Origin of the sequence: Antarcticirhabdus aurantiaca, assembly GCF_009765365.1 — a bacterium.
Classification (GTDB): Bacteria; Pseudomonadota; Alphaproteobacteria; order Rhizobiales; family Rhizobiaceae; genus Antarcticirhabdus; species Antarcticirhabdus aurantiaca.
The window spans coordinates 78,217-94,798 of sequence record NZ_VTOM01000022.1 but is presented as its reverse complement, the minus strand read 5'-3'; the positions used below and the strand labels follow the sequence as shown (position 1 = coordinate 94,798).

Annotated in this window: 16 protein-coding genes; 6 read left to right on the top strand and 10 right to left on the bottom strand. The window is 68.3% G+C overall.

Translation table 11 applies throughout. From position 1 onward, the window contains the following. Positions 1–121 precede the first annotated feature (121 nt). Together parE and FZN60_RS22455 are read left to right on the top strand one after the other, a co-directional pair. Complete coding sequence (gene parE / locus FZN60_RS22460; RefSeq protein ID WP_158875754.1) at positions 122–2,170, top strand: DNA topoisomerase IV subunit B; 2,049 nt, start codon at positions 122–124, stop codon at positions 2,168–2,170. A gap of 42 nt (positions 2,171–2,212) precedes the next feature. Beyond that, a complete protein-coding gene (locus tag FZN60_RS22455; RefSeq protein WP_158875753.1) occupies positions 2,213–2,950 on the top strand; it encodes a hypothetical protein in 738 nt (245 codons plus the stop codon). A 46-nt stretch (positions 2,951–2,996) separates the two neighbouring features. On the opposite strand, the gene FZN60_RS22450 is transcribed toward FZN60_RS22455, so the two are convergent. After that, positions 2,997–3,698 carry an alpha/beta fold hydrolase gene (locus tag FZN60_RS22450; RefSeq protein WP_158875752.1) on the bottom strand — a complete coding sequence of 234 codons (702 nt, stop codon included), beginning with the start codon at positions 3,696–3,698 and terminating at the stop codon, positions 2,997–2,999. A 144-nt stretch (positions 3,699–3,842) separates the two neighbouring features. Here FZN60_RS22450 and FZN60_RS22445 point away from each other — a divergent pair, with 144 nt between their 5' ends. Both FZN60_RS22445 and FZN60_RS22440 read left to right on the top strand, forming a co-directional pair. Next, a complete protein-coding gene (locus FZN60_RS22445) occupies positions 3,843–5,414 on the top strand; it encodes a DEAD/DEAH box helicase (protein WP_246727067.1) in 1,572 nt (523 codons plus the stop codon). Then, positions 5,411–5,824: an NUDIX domain-containing protein gene (locus FZN60_RS22440; RefSeq protein WP_158875750.1), complete on the top strand. Its 414-nt coding sequence runs from the start codon at positions 5,411–5,413 to the stop codon at positions 5,822–5,824. The genes FZN60_RS22445 and FZN60_RS22440 overlap by 4 nt, the downstream gene beginning before the upstream one ends. Before the next feature lie 16 nt (positions 5,825–5,840). Here the strand turns inward: FZN60_RS22440 and FZN60_RS22435 are convergent, their stop codons facing one another. From FZN60_RS22435 to FZN60_RS22395, 9 genes are all read right to left on the bottom strand, one after another. Continuing rightward, positions 5,841–6,881, bottom strand: coding sequence for a glycerophosphodiester phosphodiesterase family protein (locus FZN60_RS22435; RefSeq protein ID WP_158875749.1), 1,041 nt, complete (start codon positions 6,879–6,881; stop codon positions 5,841–5,843). Positions 6,882–6,916: 35 nt separating this feature from the next. Further along, on the bottom strand, positions 6,917–7,282 hold the full coding sequence (locus FZN60_RS22430; protein ID WP_158875748.1) for a TfoX/Sxy family protein: 366 nt from the start codon (positions 7,280–7,282) through the stop codon (positions 6,917–6,919). Between the two features lie 6 nt (positions 7,283–7,288). Next, entirely contained in the window at positions 7,289–7,672 is a 384-nt protein-coding gene (gene sufA / locus FZN60_RS22425) for a Fe-S cluster assembly scaffold SufA (RefSeq protein WP_158875747.1), read from the bottom strand. Positions 7,673–7,774: 102 nt separating this feature from the next. After that, positions 7,775–8,128 carry an SUF system Fe-S cluster assembly protein gene (locus tag FZN60_RS22420; RefSeq protein WP_246727074.1) on the bottom strand — a complete coding sequence of 118 codons (354 nt, stop codon included), beginning with the start codon at positions 8,126–8,128 and terminating at the stop codon, positions 7,775–7,777. Positions 8,129–8,223: 95 nt separating this feature from the next. After that, on the bottom strand, positions 8,224–9,480 hold the full coding sequence (locus FZN60_RS22415; protein ID WP_158875745.1) for a cysteine desulfurase: 1,257 nt from the start codon (positions 9,478–9,480) through the stop codon (positions 8,224–8,226). After that, complete coding sequence (gene sufD, locus FZN60_RS22410; protein ID WP_158875744.1) at positions 9,477–10,721, bottom strand: Fe-S cluster assembly protein SufD; 1,245 nt, start codon at positions 10,719–10,721, stop codon at positions 9,477–9,479. The genes FZN60_RS22415 and sufD overlap by 4 nt, the downstream gene beginning before the upstream one ends. 5 nt (positions 10,722–10,726) lie before the next feature. Beyond that, the gene (gene sufC / locus FZN60_RS22405; RefSeq protein ID WP_158875743.1) at positions 10,727–11,482 is read right to left on the bottom strand and encodes a Fe-S cluster assembly ATPase SufC; all 756 of its coding nucleotides are present in this window, start codon (positions 11,480–11,482) and stop codon (positions 10,727–10,729) included. 75 nt (positions 11,483–11,557) lie between these two features. Then, the gene (gene sufB, locus FZN60_RS22400; RefSeq protein WP_158875742.1) at positions 11,558–13,096 is read right to left on the bottom strand and encodes a Fe-S cluster assembly protein SufB; all 1,539 of its coding nucleotides are present in this window, start codon (positions 13,094–13,096) and stop codon (positions 11,558–11,560) included. 128 nt (positions 13,097–13,224) lie between these two features. Then, positions 13,225–14,403 (bottom strand): cysteine desulfurase family protein, encoded by a 1,179-nt coding sequence (locus tag FZN60_RS22395; RefSeq protein ID WP_158875741.1) that lies wholly within the window; start codon positions 14,401–14,403, stop codon positions 13,225–13,227. A 184-nt stretch (positions 14,404–14,587) separates the two neighbouring features. On the opposite strand from FZN60_RS22395, the gene FZN60_RS22390 reads away from it, so the two are divergent. Then, complete coding sequence (locus tag FZN60_RS22390; protein ID WP_158875740.1) at positions 14,588–15,262, top strand: alpha/beta hydrolase; 675 nt, start codon at positions 14,588–14,590, stop codon at positions 15,260–15,262. Positions 15,263–15,323: 61 nt separating this feature from the next. Next, positions 15,324–16,571, top strand: coding sequence for a tyrosine--tRNA ligase (tyrS, locus tag FZN60_RS22385; protein ID WP_158875739.1), 1,248 nt, complete (start codon positions 15,324–15,326; stop codon positions 16,569–16,571). Positions 16,572–16,582: the final 11 nt, after the last annotated feature.

Here is a 16,582-nt window from a genome sequence, read left to right as displayed (position 1 = left end):
GCGGGCTCGCGAGCCCGAAACGCGGTGCCGAGCTTGAAGAACATTTCGTGAAAGTGTACCTCTGAACCATGTCACGAAACGCATGCCTTTCCTCCCGCACCGCAGCGGAGCACCCCCTCGCATGACCGAGCGAAGCCTCTTCGACGGCTCGGCGGCCCGCGCCCAGGAGCCGGTCCCCACGCCCCGCCGCAAGCCGGCTCTGGAAGCGGCGAACGCGCCCTCCGCGCCCGCGACCACGTCCGACTACACGGCGGCCGACATCGAGGTCCTCGAGGGGCTCGAGCCGGTCCGTCGCCGGCCCGGCATGTATATCGGCGGCACCGACGAGAAGGCGCTGCACCACCTCTTCGCCGAGGTCATCGACAACTCGATGGACGAGGCAACGGCCGGCCATGCCAGCGTCATCGAGGTCTCGCTCGACGCCGATGGCTTCCTGTCGGTTACGGACAATGGTCGCGGCATCCCGGTCGACGCGCATCCGCGCTTCAAGAACAAGTCGGCGCTCGAAGTCATCATGACGACGCTCCACGCGGGCGGAAAGTTCGACTCCAAGGTCTACGAGACCTCGGGCGGTCTGCACGGCGTCGGCGTCTCGGTGGTCAACGCCCTGTCCGAGCGGCTCGAGGTCGAGGTCGCGCGCGGCAAGCGCCTGTATCGCCAAGCCTACGAGCGCGGCCACGCCGTGACGACGCTCCAGGACGTCGGCGAGGTGCACAATCGGCGCGGCACGCGCGTGCGCTTTCGACCCGATCCGCAGATCTTCGGCGACGCGTTGCGTTTCGATCCGGCGCGGCTCTTCGCCATGGCGCGCTCGAAGGCCTACCTCTTCGGCGGCGTCGAGATCCGATGGTCCTGCGACCCGTCGCTTCTCCACGGCGACAAGGTGCCGGCGAAGGCCAGCTTCCATTTTCCCGGTGGCCTGAAGGACTTCCTCGACGCCCAACTCGGCTCCGAGCAGCGGGTGACGGCGCAGATCTTCTCCGGGCGCACGCCGAAGGTCACCGGTCACGGCGCGGTGGAGTGGGCAGTCTGCTGGACGGCCGACGACGGGGCGATACGCTCCTATTGCAATACGATCCCGACGCCCGAAGGCGGCACGCACGAAGCGGGGCTTCGCGCCGTCCTCCTGCGCGGCCTCAAGAGCTTCGCCGAGGTCGCCGGCAACAAGCGCGCCGCGGTGGTCACCGCCGACGACGTGATGGTCACGGCGTCGGGCATGCTCTCGGTCTTCATCCGCGAGCCGGAATTCGTCGGCCAGACGAAGGACCGCCTCGCCACCGTCGAGGCGCAGCGCATCGTCGAGACGGCGATGCGCGACCAGTTCGACATCTGGCTGGCCTCCTCGCCGCAGGACGCCTCGCGCCTGATCGACTGGGTGGTCGAGCGCGCGGACGAGCGCCTGCGCCGCCGTGCCGAGAAGGAAGTCAGCCGGAAGAGCGCGACGAGGAAGCTTCGCCTTCCGGGCAAGCTCGCCGACTGCTCGCAGAACGGGGCGGCGGGTGCCGAGCTGTTCATCGTCGAAGGTGATTCGGCCGGCGGCTCGGCCAAGCAGGCGCGCGACCGCGCGCGCCAGGCCGTCCTGCCGCTGCGCGGCAAGATCCTCAACGTCGCGAGCGCGGGCCGCGAGAAGCTCGGCGCCAACCAGCAGCTCGCCGACCTCACCCAGGCGCTCGGCTGCGGCACGCGCGCCAAGTACCGCGAGGCGGACCTTCGCTACGAACGCGTCGTCATCATGACGGACGCGGACGTCGACGGCGCCCACATCGCCTCGCTGCTGATCACCTTCTTCTACCAGGAGATGCCGGATCTCATCCGCGAGGGTCACCTCTTCCTCGCCGTGCCGCCGCTCTACAAGCTCGCGCAGGGCGGCAAGACCGTCTATGCCCGTGACGACCGGGATAGGGAGCGCCTGATCGCCAAGGAGTTCAAGGGTAAGGGCAAGGTCGAGATCAGCCGCTTCAAAGGTCTCGGTGAGATGCTGCCCTCGCAGCTCAAGGAAACCACGATGGATCCGCGCAAGCGGACTCTCCTCAAGGTCGAGATCGACGAGGCACCCGAAAGCGGAACCGCCGGCATCGTGGAAGCCTTGATGGGAAACAAGGCGGAGGCTCGCTTCCGCTTCATCCAGGAGCGCGCGGTGTTCGCGGAAGCGGACGACCTCGATATCTGAACCGGCGCGCCGGCAACGAGACGATCAGCTGGAGAACAGGGGATGATCAAGGCCACGTCGATCCGCATGGGAGCCGCGGCCGTCGCCGCCACGATCCTCGCGACGGCAGCGATGGCGCAGGAAATCGCTCCGGACAGCGCGCCCGTCGCGCCGGTCGCTCCCGCGCCTGTGCAGGCCGCGCCCGACAGCGGCCCGCCCCCGGCCGACGCGCCGGCCGCGCAGTCGCCGTCCGAAATGCCGGTCGACGAAGGCACGGTGAACGACCTGTCGCCGGGCGCTGCCACGGGCGGCTCCGCCCCCTCGCCCGCGGCGCCGACGCCGCCGGCTGCCGCACCGGCTCCTGAGCCCGCCACGCCGTCCAACGAGGCCGCGGCGCCGTCGGACGCCGCGGGCGAGCTCGCCTCGAAGGTCGCCGCCTTCGACCCTTATGTCGAGGACGTCCAGGTCGTCGGTCCTTGGACCGAGGGCGACAAGGCAGGTGTCTGGCGCACGGTGATGGTGCGCGAAGCGGACGATCCCGAGGCCTACCGGTTCTTCGTCCAGTCCGTCACCGACGATGGCGGAAAGCTCGTCGTCCGCGACACGACGGAGATCACCGAACTCGCCGATATCGAGGGCGGCATCGTCGGCTATCGCGCCGACGAGGATGGCGAGGACACGAGCGACGGCTTGACCCTGTTCTTCGACATCGTGCCGTCGGACGGCGAAATTTCGGAGACCTACGAGCTGCACTTCTTCGGCGCCGGCAAGCCCTATCAGTTCGGGCCGGCCTCCAACTGACGCCCGACGGAGCGGGGGCGCCGCGTTCCCCGCTCCGTCACTCCGCTCAGTCCTCGGCGAGAAAGGCCTCGATCTCGCGCGTCGCCGCTTCCGGCTCCTCGATCGTGACGAGGTGGCCCGCGTTCGGAATCGTCGCGAGGCGGGCGTCGGGCAAGCCGTCCGCGATCTCCCGCGCGAGGGCGACGGGCGTCAGGACGTCCGCCTCGCCCACGATCACGAGCGTTCGCGTGGGGATCTGCGAAAGGATCGCTCGGCTGTCGATTCGGCCGATGATGGCCTCCTGCTGCAGGAGAAAAGCTTCGACGCCGATCTCTTCCGCCATGCCGTCGACCAGAGCGCGAAGTCTCTCGTCCGCTTGATGATGAGAGGCAAGGAGGCGTTCGAGCAGAACCTGCGTCACCGCGGCCATTCCGGAGCGTTGCGCGAGTTCCACGAGGCGTCGCCGATTGGCCGTTTGTTCTTCCGTGTCGGGCCGGGCCGAGGTATCCATCAGGATCAGCTTTTCCAGCCGGTCGAGCGCCTTGCGGGCGACGCTCAGGGCGACGTAGCCGCCCATGGAGAGGCCGCCCAACGCGAAGCGCGGCGGCGCCGACGCGAGCAGGCGATCGGCCATCGCGTCGATCGTCGTGTCCGACAACGTGTCGGCGATCCTCACGTCGTAGCGTCCGTTCAGCGCGTCGACCTGGGGGGCGAAGAGTTCGCCCGTGCAGAGGAGGCCGGGTACGAAGATCAGCGTGCCGCTCTTCATAGAAAATTCCCCTTCAACATGTGTGTGTGGCCTCCCATATATTTGCGAGAGGTTGACTTCGAACAGGCTTCGCCTTATCGCCGCTCTCGAGCGCGCAAGCGATGGCGGTCGGCCTCGAACTCGTTCCGAAGAGATAGCTCCGTTTTGACGAAATTCTCCGAACTCGGCCTCAGCGCCAAGGTTCTCTCGGCCGTAGAGGCCGCCGGCTATTCCGAGCCCACGCCGATCCAAGCGGAGGCCATCCCGCACGCTCTTCAGCGTCGCGACGTTCTCGGCATCGCGCAGACCGGCACAGGCAAGACTGCCTCCTTCGTCCTGCCGATGATCACGCTTCTGGAGCAAGGGCGCGCCCGCGCCCGTATGCCCCGCACGCTGATCGTCGAGCCCACCCGCGAGCTCGCCGCGCAGGTCGAGGAATCCTTCAACAAGTACGGCAAGAATCACAAGCTCAACGTCGCCCTGCTGATCGGCGGCGTGTCCTTCGAGGACCAGGAGCGCAAGCTCGATCGCGGCGTCGACGTCTTGATCGCGACGCCCGGCCGCCTTCTCGACCATTTCGAGCGGGGCAAGCTGCTTCTCACCGGCGTCGACATCCTGGTGATCGACGAAGCCGATCGCATGCTCGACATGGGCTTCATCCCGGACATCGAGCGCATCTGCAAGCTCCTGCCCTTCACGCGCCAGACGCTGTTCTTCTCCGCGACCATGCCGCCGGAGATCACCCGTCTCACCGAGCAGTTCCTGCAGAACCCGGTTCGCGTCGAGGTCGCCAAGCAGGCCTCCACCGCGGCCACGGTCGAACAGAAGCTCGTGGCCACTGGGGGTAAGGACTTCGAGAAGCGCGATACGCTGCGCAAGGTCATCCGCGAGCAGGGCGACGATCTCACCAACGCGATCATCTTCTGCAATCGTAAGCGGGACGTCTCGACCCTCTTCCGCTCGCTGGAGAAGCATGGCTTCTCCGTCGGCGCGCTGCACGGCGACATGGACCAGCGCGCGCGCATGATGACGCTGCAGGCCTTCCGCGACAACAAGCTGACGCTGCTCGTCGCCTCCGACGTCGCGGCCCGTGGCCTCGACATCCCGATGGTCAGCCACGTCTTCAATTTCGACGTGCCCATCCACGCGGAGGATTACGTCCACCGCATCGGCCGTACCGGCCGCGCCGGCCGCTCGGGCAAGTCCTTCACCCTCGTCACGAAGGGCGACTCGAAGCCCCTCGACGCGATCGTCAAGCTCATCGGCCGCGACATCGAGTGGAAGGACGGCGACATCACCACGATCGTTGAGAGCGAGGGCGAGGAGGCTCCGCGCGGTCGCGGCGCTCGTCGCGGGGCAGCTGACCGAAGCGAGCGTGGCGAACGAGGCGAGCGCCGCCGTGGCGGGCGCGGGTCCGATCGCTCGATTCGCAGTCGGCGCGGCGAGAGCGACGATCGCGCGACCGAGGAGGTCGTGGAGATCGAGGCCGAGATCGACGATCTCGTGCCGGCGATCGCCGCCCGCACGCCCGAAGCGGACGAGGACATCACGCCCGTCGCAGTCACGCGTCCGCCCGCCCGTCAGCCGCGCAACGAGGCCCGCCGTCCGGCGCCCCCGCCGCGCGGACGCCCCGGCAACGGTCCGGACAATCGCCACCGCCGCGATGACCTCGGCCCCTCGCCGGTCGGCTTCGGTGACGACATTCCGGCCTTTATGCTGATTGCCACCGGGGCGTGACGCCCCGGCTCATCGGTGTCGGATGCGGTCTCATCCTTCGACGAGGCCGCGACGTGCTGCTCGTCCGTCGCCGTAAGCCTGCCGAGGCGGGACATTGGAGTCTCGTCGGCGGCAAGATCGACTTCATGGAAGACGCGCAGAGCGCGGTCTCGCGCGAATGCCGCGAGGAAGTTGGCGTCGAGCCGCACGGGCTCCGCCTCCTCAGCGTCAGCGAGCAGCGGCTCGCGGCCGAGGACCAGCACTGGATCAGCCTCATCTACCTGGCGGAGAGTTTCAGCGGCGAGCCCGCTCTGCTGGAGCCGGAAAAGCACGCCGAGCTCGGCTGGTTCGACCCGGCTTCAGCCCCGGCACCGCTCGCGCTCGGGGCCGCACACGGTCTCGACATGCTCCGCGCTTTTCCCGGCGCCTGAGCCGCGAGGCGGATCGTTACTCGGCAGCTGCGGGCTTGCCGTCTCCCTGGGCATCATCCGTTTCGTAGGGCTTGCGCGCCCCGATCGACTGGAGATAGGCGACCAGGGCCTCAGGCTCGTCGGTCTGGACGATCGTCGCCCCCGCCGTCACCCAGAAGCCCCAGCCTTCGTGCGTCGCGCCCGGACCCACCGCCAGCGGATCGCCGCGGCCGCCCGCGAGATTGGCGTCGGCGCCCTGGAACAGCGTGTTGATCCAGATGTGCGTGTCGTTGGCGACGGCGAGCCCCTTCGCATCCAGGCTGAAGTTGATGCCGCCGTCGGCGGTCAGGGGCGTGCCGGCCTTCCAGCGGTTCAGCACCTCCACGGCCTCCGGACGGAAGGCGTCGTAGGTCGCGCGGACGCCATCGACGTCCTTCACGTCGCGGTCGTCGATGATCGGCATGAAGATCGCCTCCGACGGGATGCGGGCGAGCGTCGCGCGCGCCGCTTCGATCTCCTCCGGCTTGCCTGTCCGCGCCTTGGTGACGATCTGGCGGTCGACGCCCATGTCGTGGGCCACGCGGATCACCTCGGCCAATTCCTCGACGCCGAGCTTGATGTCGACGTTCATGAGGATGCGTCCGCGAATGGCGTCGTAAGCTTCCTCCAGCGTCGGCACGGTCTCCGCGGTGGTCTCGCCCGTACCTTCGACGACAAGGCGGCACTCGCGCACTTCATCGAAGGTCTTCTCGGCGACGGCACCCCCGCAGGTGGTGGTCCGCTCCAGCGTCTTGTCGTGCAGGATCACGAAGCGGCCGTCGGAGGTCTTCTGGACGTCGAGCTCCACCATCTCGACGCCGAGGCGCACGGAGCGCTCGATGGACGCGATCGAGTTCTCGGCCTCGACGATCTCGCCGTCCTTCCACCAGCTGCCGCGATGAGCGACGACCATGACGTGGTCGCGGTGCTGATTGGCGTTGCGCAGGCGGTCGAGGATCTCGTCGACCCGGCTCTCCTGGCTCAATGCGGGCGCGGTCATCGCGGACAGGGCGGCAAGAACGAGAAGCGAGGTTTTCATGAGCGGATCTCCGGCGGTTTCGCGATGATCCATCCTTAGGTTGCCGGCATAACGCCCTTGTGACGGCGCGCGCCGGACTTGGCGGACGCGGCCCGTATCGACGCCTCGACGGCAAGCCGCGCCCATTCCGCCATGACGTCGGGATCGTCGAGGGCCTCGTCGGGCAGCGCGTGATAGGGCATGGCGACCGGCGACCGGCCCTCGCGCGCATAGGTCCAGCGCCGCGATCCCGCGTCTTCGAAGCGCGCGGCGGTCTCCGCGTCCGTCTTCAGGAAGAGTTCGCCGTCCAGCACGACGGCAATGATGCGGCCGTCGCTGTAGATGCCTTTGCCGCCGAACATGCGGCGGATGGAGACTGCGTCGAGCGACGCGAACAGCTCCTCGAGCGTCGCGTCGTCCATCGGGTGTCAGGCCGCCGAGCGGGCCGCAGCGATGGCCTCGAGGTCGGCGGGCTTCAACTCGACCGATTCGCCGCAGCCGCAGGCTGAGGTCTGGTTCGGATTGCTGAAGGTGAAGCCCGAGCGCAGCACGGTCTGCTCGTAGCCCATCTGCGTGCCGAGCAGGAACAGGACGGCCTCGGGCGCGACGAAGACGCGGGCACCTTCGTGCTCCACCACGTCCTCGTTGGGGCGCGGCGCGGTCGCGGCCTCGACGGTGTATTCCATGCCGGCGCAGCCGCCCTTCTTCACGCCGACGCGCACCCCGATCACGTCGCCGCCCTTGGCGGCGACGATGTCGCGCACGCGGTCGGCCGCGGCATCGGTCATGCTCATCACGGCAAAGCGGCCCATGGCTGCACTCCTTCTCGGCGCCCGTCTGGCGCCGTCATTCCCAAGCCCGAAAATGGCCATTCTCGCCCCGCGGCGCAAGCCGCACGGCGGTGAACGGCAAGGTCAGAACCAGCCGACGGCGACCTGGGCTTCCTCGCTCATGCGCTCGGGCGTCCAGGGCGGATCGAAGACCAGCTCGACGTGGACCTCCTGCACGCCGGCGACGGAGCCGACGGCGTTCTCGACCCAACCCGGCATCTCGCCGGCGACGGGGCAGCCCGGAGCGGTCAGCGTCATCTCGATGTCGACCTTGCGGTCGTCGTCGATATCGATCTTGTAGATGAGGCCGAGCTCGTAGATGTCGGCCGGAATCTCGGGATCGTAGACCGTCTTCAGCGCGCCGATGATGTCGCTGGTGAGCTGCGACAGCTCCTCGGCGGGAATCGCCGACTCCTTCGCCGCGCTCCCGCTCGCCATGGCGATGTTGGCGCTCGCGCTGTCGTCGGCGGCCGGCTTCTCGTTGGCAGCGTCGTCCATCGTGTCGTTCCGTTCCAGATGCCGCTTCCCGCTCGTCAGGCGAAGAAGCGCCGCGCCTTTTCCAGCGCCTCGGCGAGGCGATCGACCTCGGCCAGCGTGTTGTACATACCGAAGGACGCCCGGCAGGTCGACGTCGCGCCGAAGCGCTTCAGCAGCGGCTGGGCACAATGCGTGCCCGCCCGCACCGCCACGCCCTCGCGGTCGATCACCATCGACACGTCGTGGGCGTGAATGCCTTCGAGATCGAAGGAGACGATCGCGCCCTTGCCCGGCGCCCGGCCGTAGATACGGAGCGAGTTGATCGCCCCGAGCCGCTCGTGCGCGTAGGCTCCGACCTTCTCCTCGTGCGCGGCGATCGCCTCGCGGCCGATGCGGCCCATGTAGTCGAGCGAGGCCGCTAGGCCGATCGCCTGGACGATCGGCGGCGTGCCGGCCTCGAAGCGGTGCGGCGGCGCGTTGTAGGTGACGATGTCCTCCGTCACCTCGACGATCATCTCGCCGCCGCCGTTGAAGGGGCGCATGCGCTCCAGCATGTCGCGCCGGCCGTAGAGCACGCCGATGCCCGAGGGTCCGTAGGTCTTGTGGCCGGTGAAGACGTAGAAGTCGCAGCCGAGATCCTGCACGTCGACCGGCAGATGGACGGCGCCCTGGCTGCCGTCGACGAGGACGGGGATGCCGCGGGCATGCGCCATCTCGACCACGGCCTTCACCGGCGTCACCGTGCCCAGCACGTTCGACATGTGCGTCATGGCGACGAGCTTGGTCCGCGGCGTGATCGCCCGCTCGAAGGCCTCGGCCGAGATCGAGCCGTCGTCCTCGACGGGCACGAAGACGAGCTTGGCGCCCTGCCGCTCGCGGATGAAGTGCCAGGGCACGATGTTGGAGTGGTGCTCCATGATCGTGAGGACGATCTCGTCGCCCTCCCCGATCTCCGGCATGCCGTAGCCGTAGGCGACGAGGTTGATCGCCTCGGTCGCCGAGCGGGTGAACACGATCTCCTCGGCGCTGGCCGCGTTCAGGAAGGCGCGCACGGTCTCGCGCGCGGCTTCGAACTCCTCCGTCGCCTTGTTCGACAGGAAGTGAAGGCCGCGATGAACGTTGGCGTATTCGTGGCTGTAGGCCTTCGTGATCGCGTCGAGCATCGCCTGCGGCTTCTGGGCCGAGGCGCCGCTGTCGAGGTAGACGAGCGGCTTGCCGTAGACCTCGCGCGACAGGATCGGGAAGTCGCGGCGCACGGCCTCGACGTCGTAGGCGAGGTCCGATCCGGCAGCCGCGAGGACGGGGGCGTTCATGCGCTCAACTCCAGCCAGGCGTCGATCCGCGCTTCCAGCGCTTCGACGGCCGCCTCGTGCTCCAGCTCCTCGACGACCTCGGCGACGAAGGCCTTCACGAGCAGCGCGCGCGCCGATGCCTCGGGAATGCCGCGGCTCATGAGGTAGAAGAGGTGGTCCTCGTTGATCTCGCCGGCCGTCGCGCCGTGGCCGCACTGGACGTCGTCGGCGAAGATCTCCAGCTCGGGCTTGGCCAGGAACTCGCCCTCGTCGGAGAGAAGCAGCGAGTTGCAGGCCATCTTCGCGTCGGTCTTCTGGGCGCCGGGCGCGACCTTGATCATGCCCTGGAAGACACCCGTGCCGCCGGTGACGACGTTGCGGAACACTTCCGTCGCCGTGGTGTGCGGAACGGCGTGGACCAGCGTGGTCGTGACGTCGACGTGCTGCTTGTCGCGCAGGAGGTTGACGCCGCGGATGGCGATGTCGGCACCCTCGCCCACCGTCACCGAATGCACCTCGTAGCGCACCAAGGCGCCGCCGGCGTTCAGGACGAAGAGCTTGAAGCGGGCGTCGGCGCCGATGCGCACGTTGAGCTGGCCGAGATGCGTGTCGCCGGCCGACTTCGTCTGGTCGACGATCCACAGCACCTCGGCGCCGTCGCCGATGTCGAGGTTCGACACGCCCGTCGAGAACGGCGCGCCGCCGGCATTGGCGGACAGGCGCTCGACGATGACGGCCTTGGCGCCCGCCGCGACGTCGCAGATGGCGAAGCCATGCGCGCCGGCCGCCGCGCCTTGCGCCCGCAGCTCGATCGGCGGCAGCTCGGTGCCGGCTTCGACGGAAACGCGCACGGCGGTCGCGCCGAAGGCGGCGTTGAGGAGGCGCACCGTGTCGACCGGGCGGTCGAGGTGGTTCGGCGAGGTCCGCCAGTCGGCGCTGTCGCCGGTGTGCGCGAGGCTCAGCCCGTCACGGTCGGCGCCGGACGGCGCGGTGCCGGCGCCGAGCTCGACGACGAGGCTGCCGGCGAGCAGCGGCGCGAGGACGTCGTCGGCCTGTCCGGCCTCGACGGCACCGCTCGTCGCGCGCGCGATGAGCTGGCGCAGGTCGGTGTAGTGCCAAGCTTCGACGCGGCGGTTGGGCAGGCCCTCGCGATGCAGCGCATCGAGGGCCGCCTGCGCGTGGACCGCGGCGGGCGCGGCCGGCGCCAGCGCGAACAGCGCGGACTCGGCAGGAGTTCTGGGGCGGAGCTGGTGAACCGTCATGGCGTTCAGGCCGCCTCGCCGATGATCTGGGCGTAGCCCTCGTTCTCGAGGGTCAGCGCCAGCGACTTGTCGCCCGAGCGGATGATGCGGCCCTTGTAGAGGACGTGCACCGTGTCCGGCACGATGTGGTCGAGCAGGCGCTGGTAGTGGGTGATGACGAGGAAGGCGCGGTCCGGCCCGCGCAGCGCGTTGACGCCGTCGGAGACGATCTTCAGCGCGTCGATGTCGAGGCCGGAGTCGGTCTCGTCCATGACGCAGAGCGACGGCTGGAGCAGCGCCATCTGGAGGATCTCGGCGCGCTTCTTCTCGCCGCCGGAAAAGCCGACGTTGAGCGGACGCTTGAGCATGTCCATGTCGATCTTGAGATCGGCGGCGGAGGTCTTCACGCGACGCAGAAAGTCCGGGGTCGTCAGCTCGCTTTCGCCGCGCGCCTTGCGTTGGGCGTTCACGGCCGTCTTGAGGAAGGTCATGGTGGCGACGCCGGGGATCTCCAGCGGGTACTGGAAGGCCAGGAACACGCCCGAGGCCGCGCGCTCGGCCGGGTCCATCTCCAGGATCGACTCGCCGTTGAAGAGGATATCGCCCTGGGTCACCTCGTAGTCCTCGCGGCCGGCGAGGATGTAGGACAGGGTCGACTTGCCGGAGCCGTTCGGCCCCATGATCGCGGCCACCTCGCCGGCCTCGACCTTGAGGTCGATGCCGCGCAGGATCTCGGTGCCGGTCTCGGCGACGCGCGCGTGAAGGTTCTTGATTTCCAACATGATGGTTCTTTGGCGCTGTGTTGCGAGGGGAGCCGGCGTCCCGCCGGCTCCGCGATCAGGATGGGCGGCGGCCGGTCAGCCGACCGAGCCTTCGAGGCTGACGCCGATGAGCTTCTGCGCCTCGACGGCGAACTCCATCGGCAGCTGCTGAATGACGTCCTTGACGAAGCCGTTGACGATCAGCGCCACGGCCTCCTCCTCCGGGATGCCGCGCTGCATGCAGTAGAACAGCTGGTCCTCGGAGATCTTGGAGGTGGTCGCCTCGTGCTCGAACTGCGCCGTGGCGTTGCGCGCCTCGATGTAGGGCACGGTGTGGGCGCCGCACTCCTCGCCGATCAGCAGCGAGTCGCACTGCGTGAAGTTGCGGGCGTTGGCGGCGCGGCGGTTGGCCGTCACTTGGCCGCGATAGGTGTTGCTCGACCGGCCGGCCGAAATGCCTTTGGAGATGATGCGGCTCGACGTGTTCTTGCCGAGGTGGATCATCTTGGTGCCCGAATCGACCTGCTGGCGCCCGTTCGACACGGCGATCGAGTAGAACTCGCCGCGCGAGCCGTCGCCGCGCAGGATGCAGGACGGGTATTTCCAGGTGATCGCCGAGCCGGTCTCAACCTGCGTCCAGGAGATGCGCGAGTTCGCGCCGCGGCAATCGCCGCGCTTGGTGACGAAGTTGTAGATGCCGCCCTTGCCGTCCTTGTCACCGGGGTACCAGTTCTGGACGGTGGAGTACTTGATCTCGGCATCGTCCAGCGCGACGAGCTCGACCACGGCCGCGTGCAGCTGGTTCTCGTCGCGCTGCGGCGCCGTGCAGCCTTCGAGGTACGAGACGTAGGAGCCCTTGTCGGCGATGATCAGCGTGCGCTCGAACTGGCCGGTGTTGCGCTCGTTGATGCGGAAATAGGTCGACAGCTCCATCGGGCAGCGCACGCCCGGCGGGATGTAGACGAAGGAGCCGTCGGTGAAGACGGCCGAGTTCATCGTGGCGAAGAAGTTGTCGGACACGGGCACGACCGTGCCGAGGTACTGGCGCACCAGGTCCGGATATTCGCGGATCGCCTCGGAGATCGGCATGAAGATCACGCCGGCCTTCTGCAGCTCCTTCTTGAAGGTGGTCGCGACGGAGACCGAGTCGAACACCGCGTCGACCGCGACGCGACGGCCGTAGGAGCCTTCCGAAGGCGGCACGCTGGAATCATCCTCCGAGCCGAACTCGGACGGCTCGTCGGCCCGGCGCACGCCGGCGAGGATCTCCTGCTCCTTCAGCGGGATGCCGAGCTTCTCGTAGGTGCGTAGGATCTCGGGGTCGACCTCGTCCAGCGACTTCGGGCCCGACATGGATTTAGGCGCGGCGTAGTAGTGGATGTCCTGGAAGTCGATGGCGGGATAGTCGAGGCGCGCCCAGTCCGGGCTCTCCATCGTCTTCCAGCGCTCGAAGGCCTGAAGACGCCATTCGAGCATCCATTCCGGCTCGTTCTTCTTGGCCGAGATGAGGCGGATCGTGTCCTCGTTCAGGCCCTTGGGGGCCACGTCCATCTCGATCAGCGTCTCGAAGCCGTACTTGTACTGATCGACGTCGATGCGGGCGACCGTATCGATGGTTTCCTGGACAGCGGGCATGGGCGTCTCCTCGGGGCCGAGCCTTGAGCCCGGCGGCAGTCTTCGATGCGTTTCGTGCGGCGCCACCCCTATTTAGGCGCCGCCAACTCAAGTTTTTAGGCCTGCGAACGGCCCCTTCGGGCATTCGTTCAGGCGGCCGCGCGCGCTCCGCTTCCGGCGAGAGCGGCGTAGCGCGAAAGGAAGGCGTCGAGGTCGTCCTGGCGCGTCGCGCGGCCGATGCTGATCCGCAGCGCGCCGATCGCTGGATCGACGTCAAGCCCGGCCTCGGCCATCGCCGCCAGCGCCTCGCTGCGCGATACCTTGCCGGACGAGCAGGCCGAACCGCTGGACACCGCGAAGCCCGCGAGGTCAAGCGCGATCTGCGCGGTGTCCGACTTGATGGCGGGATGGTGAAGGAAGCTGGTGTTCGGCAGCCGCTCGCGCGCGTCGACGCCGATCACCCGGGTGCCGGGAACACTTGCCGCCAAAGACGACTCGAAGTCGTCCCGCAGGGACCGCTGCCGCGCGATCTCCGCGGCGGCGCCGGCCGCCACGCGCGCGGCGGCGCCGAGGCTCGCGATCAGCGCCACCGGTTCCGTCCCGCCGCGCCGGCCCTTCTGCTGGCCGCCGCCGCGAACGAGCGGCACCGGGCGGGTCGATTCGTCGCGCAGCACGATCGCGCCGACGCCCTGCGCCGCGCCGAGCTTGTGCCCGGACAGGATCAGCGCGTCCGCGCCGAACGAATTGAGGCGGCAATCGATTCGCCCGACCGCCTGGGCGGCATCGAGCACGAACAGCGCGCGCCGCCCGGCGAGGCGCGATGTGATCTCCGCCGCCGGCTGCACCACGCCGGTCTCCCCGTTGGCGAGGCCGACCGCAACGAGGCCATATTCGTCTGCGCCGAGCGAATCGAGCCAGACGTCGAGCGCCGCGAGATCGACCACACCGTCTGCCCCGACCGGCAGCACGCTCACCCGCGCCGGATCGAACCGCCCGCCGAGCCGCGTCGCCGGATGGTCGCCCGCCAAAACCGCGAGCCGCGATACGCTCGCGGTTTCGCCGCCGACGAGCCACTCGGCCCCGAGGCAGGTCGCGGCCGCTTCCGTCGCGCCGCTCGCGAAGACGACGCACTCGGCAGCAACCCCCGCCAGCGCTCCGACGGCGTCCCGTGCATCCTCGACCAGGCGCCGCGCCGAGCGACCCTCGCGATGGACGGAGGACGGGTTGGCCGACAGGTCGAGCGCGCGCAGCAGCGCCTCGCGCGCTTCGGGCAGAAGCGGCGCGGTGGCGTTGTGGTCGAGATAGATGCGGCCGTGCGACCCTGTCATGGCGCGGAAGGCATCCCTTCGAAAACGTGTCCGATCCCGTATTTTCTTGAATCGGCAGGCCCGGGGCGACTACATAGCGGTCGCGCCGAGCCTTTCAGTTTTGAATCATTCTAAACAAGAAACTAGAAGCGGCCCTGCCGCCCGTCAAGCGCGGCGGATCGCCGACGCCTTATAGGACACGTCCATGCCCGAAGTCATCTTCAACGGCCCCGCGGGCCGCCTCGAAGGCCGCTACCAGGCCGGGAAGGAGAAGAACGCGCCCATCGCGATCGTTCTGCACCCGCACCCGCGCTTCGGCGGCACGATGAACAACCAGATCGTCTATAAGCTGTTCTACATGTTCGTGGAACGCGGCTTCACGACGCTGCGCTTCAATTTCCGCGGCATCGGCCGCAGCCAGGGCGAGTTCGACCACGGCTCGGGCGAACTGTCCGACGCGGCGTCCGCGCTCGACTGGGTGCAGAGCATCCACCCCGATTCGAAGCAGTGCTGGGTGGCCGGCTACTCCTTCGGCTCCTGGATCGGCATGCAGCTCCTGATGCGCCGTCCCGAGATCGAGGGCTTCTTCTCGATCGCCCCGCAGCCGAACTCCTACGACTTCTCCTTCCTCGCTCCCTGCCCCTCCTCCGGCCTCATCATCCACGGCGACAAGGACCGGGTGGCGCCGCCGAAGGACGTCCAGACGCTGGTCGACAAGCTGAAGACGCAGAAGGGCATCCTGATCACCCAGAAGACGCTCGAGGGCGCCAACCACTTCTTCAACGACCACACCGACGAGCTGATCGGCGAGTGCGCCGACTATCTCGACCGTCGCCTCGCGGGCGAACTGTCCGACCCGCGCCCCAAGCGCCTGAAGTGATTCCGGCGGCCCTCGCGACAGGCGGGGGCCGAGCTGCCCCTCCCGATCGAGCCCACCCGACATGAGCCGCTACAAGTCCGATTTCCTGCGCGTCCTCGACGAGCGCGGATTCATCCACCAGATCTCCGACCCGGACGGGCTCGACGCCCTCGCCCTGAAGGGGCCGATCAGCGGCTATGTCGGCTACGACGCCACGGCGACGTCGATCCACATCGGCAACCTCATCTCCGTCACCATGCTCTACTGGCTCCAGGAAACGGGCCACAAGGCGATCAGCCTCATGGGCGGCGGCACCTCGATGGTGGGCGACCCGTCCTTCCGCGACGACCAGCGCAAGCTGCTGACGCCCGAGCAGATCGACACCAACATCGCCGGCATCAAGCGCGTCTTCGGCAACATCCTGAACTACGGGGGCTCCAACCCGGCCCTCATGGTCAACAATGCCGACTGGCTGCTGGAGCTGAAATACGTCGAGTTCCTGCGCGACGTCGGCCGGCACTTCTCGGTCAATCGCATGCTGAGCTTCGACTCGGTGAAGCTCAGGCTCGACCGCGAGCAGTCGCTGAGCTTTCTCGAATTCAACTACATGATCATGCAGGGCTACGACTTCACCGAGCTCAACCGGCGCTACGGTACGGTCCTGCAGATGGGCGGCTCCGACCAGTGGGGCAACATCATCAACGGCGTCGACCTCAGCCACCGCATGGGCGGCTCGCAGCTCTACGCGCTGACGACGCCGCTCCTGACGAAGTCGAGCGGCGAGAAGATGGGCAAGTCCGCCTCCGGCGCCGTCTGGCTGAACGGCGACCTCTTCAGCCCTTACGATTTCTGGCAGTACTTCCGGAACACCGAGGACGCCGACGTCGGCCGCTTCCTGAAGATCTTCACCCGATTGCCGCTCGACAAGATCGCCCGTCTCGCGGCTCTCGGCGGCTCGGAGATCAACGAGGCGAAGAAGGTGCTGGCGACCGAAGCGACGGCGGTCGTCCACGGCCGCGCGGCGGCCGACGCGGCGGCCGAGACGGCGCGCCAGACCTTCGAGGAAGGCGCGCTCGCGCAGTCGCTGCCGACGGTCGAGGTGCCCGCCTCCGACTTCGGAAACGGCATGGGACTTCTCGGTCTCCTCGTCGCTGCGGGCCTGGCCTCCTCCAACGGCGAGGCGCGCCGCCACGTCCAGGGGGGCGCGGTGCGCGTCAACGACGAGCCGGTTTCGGACGAGCGGCTCTCGATCGGTCCGGCGCTCTTGCGCGAGGGCGTCGTCAAGCTCTCGGTCGGCCGCAAGAAGCACGTCCTGGTGCGCCCCGCCTGAGGCGGGGCAGC

Coding starts and splice junctions, on each gene's coding strand:
- parE (WP_158875754.1), top strand. CDS start 122: ATGACCGAGCGAAGCCTCTTCGACGGCTCGGCGGCCCGCGCCCAGGAG.
- FZN60_RS22455 (WP_158875753.1), top strand. CDS start 2,213: ATGATCAAGGCCACGTCGATCCGCATGGGAGCCGCGGCCGTCGCCGCC.
- FZN60_RS22450 (WP_158875752.1), bottom strand. CDS start 3,698: ATGAAGAGCGGCACGCTGATCTTCGTACCCGGCCTCCTCTGCACGGGC.
- FZN60_RS22435 (WP_158875749.1), bottom strand. CDS start 6,881: ATGAAAACCTCGCTTCTCGTTCTTGCCGCCCTGTCCGCGATGACCGCG.
- FZN60_RS22430 (WP_158875748.1), bottom strand. CDS start 7,282: ATGGACGACGCGACGCTCGAGGAGCTGTTCGCGTCGCTCGACGCAGTC.
- sufA (WP_158875747.1), bottom strand. CDS start 7,672: ATGGGCCGCTTTGCCGTGATGAGCATGACCGATGCCGCGGCCGACCGC.
- FZN60_RS22420 (WP_246727074.1), bottom strand. CDS start 8,128: ATGGCGAGCGGGAGCGCGGCGAAGGAGTCGGCGATTCCCGCCGAGGAG.
- FZN60_RS22415 (WP_158875745.1), bottom strand. CDS start 9,480: ATGAACGCCCCCGTCCTCGCGGCTGCCGGATCGGACCTCGCCTACGAC.
- sufD (WP_158875744.1), bottom strand. CDS start 10,721: ATGACGGTTCACCAGCTCCGCCCCAGAACTCCTGCCGAGTCCGCGCTG.
- sufC (WP_158875743.1), bottom strand. CDS start 11,482: ATGTTGGAAATCAAGAACCTTCACGCGCGCGTCGCCGAGACCGGCACC.
- sufB (WP_158875742.1), bottom strand. CDS start 13,096: ATGCCCGCTGTCCAGGAAACCATCGATACGGTCGCCCGCATCGACGTC.
- FZN60_RS22395 (WP_158875741.1), bottom strand. CDS start 14,403: ATGACAGGGTCGCACGGCCGCATCTATCTCGACCACAACGCCACCGCG.
- FZN60_RS22390 (WP_158875740.1), top strand. CDS start 14,588: ATGCCCGAAGTCATCTTCAACGGCCCCGCGGGCCGCCTCGAAGGCCGC.
- tyrS (WP_158875739.1), top strand. CDS start 15,324: ATGAGCCGCTACAAGTCCGATTTCCTGCGCGTCCTCGACGAGCGCGGA.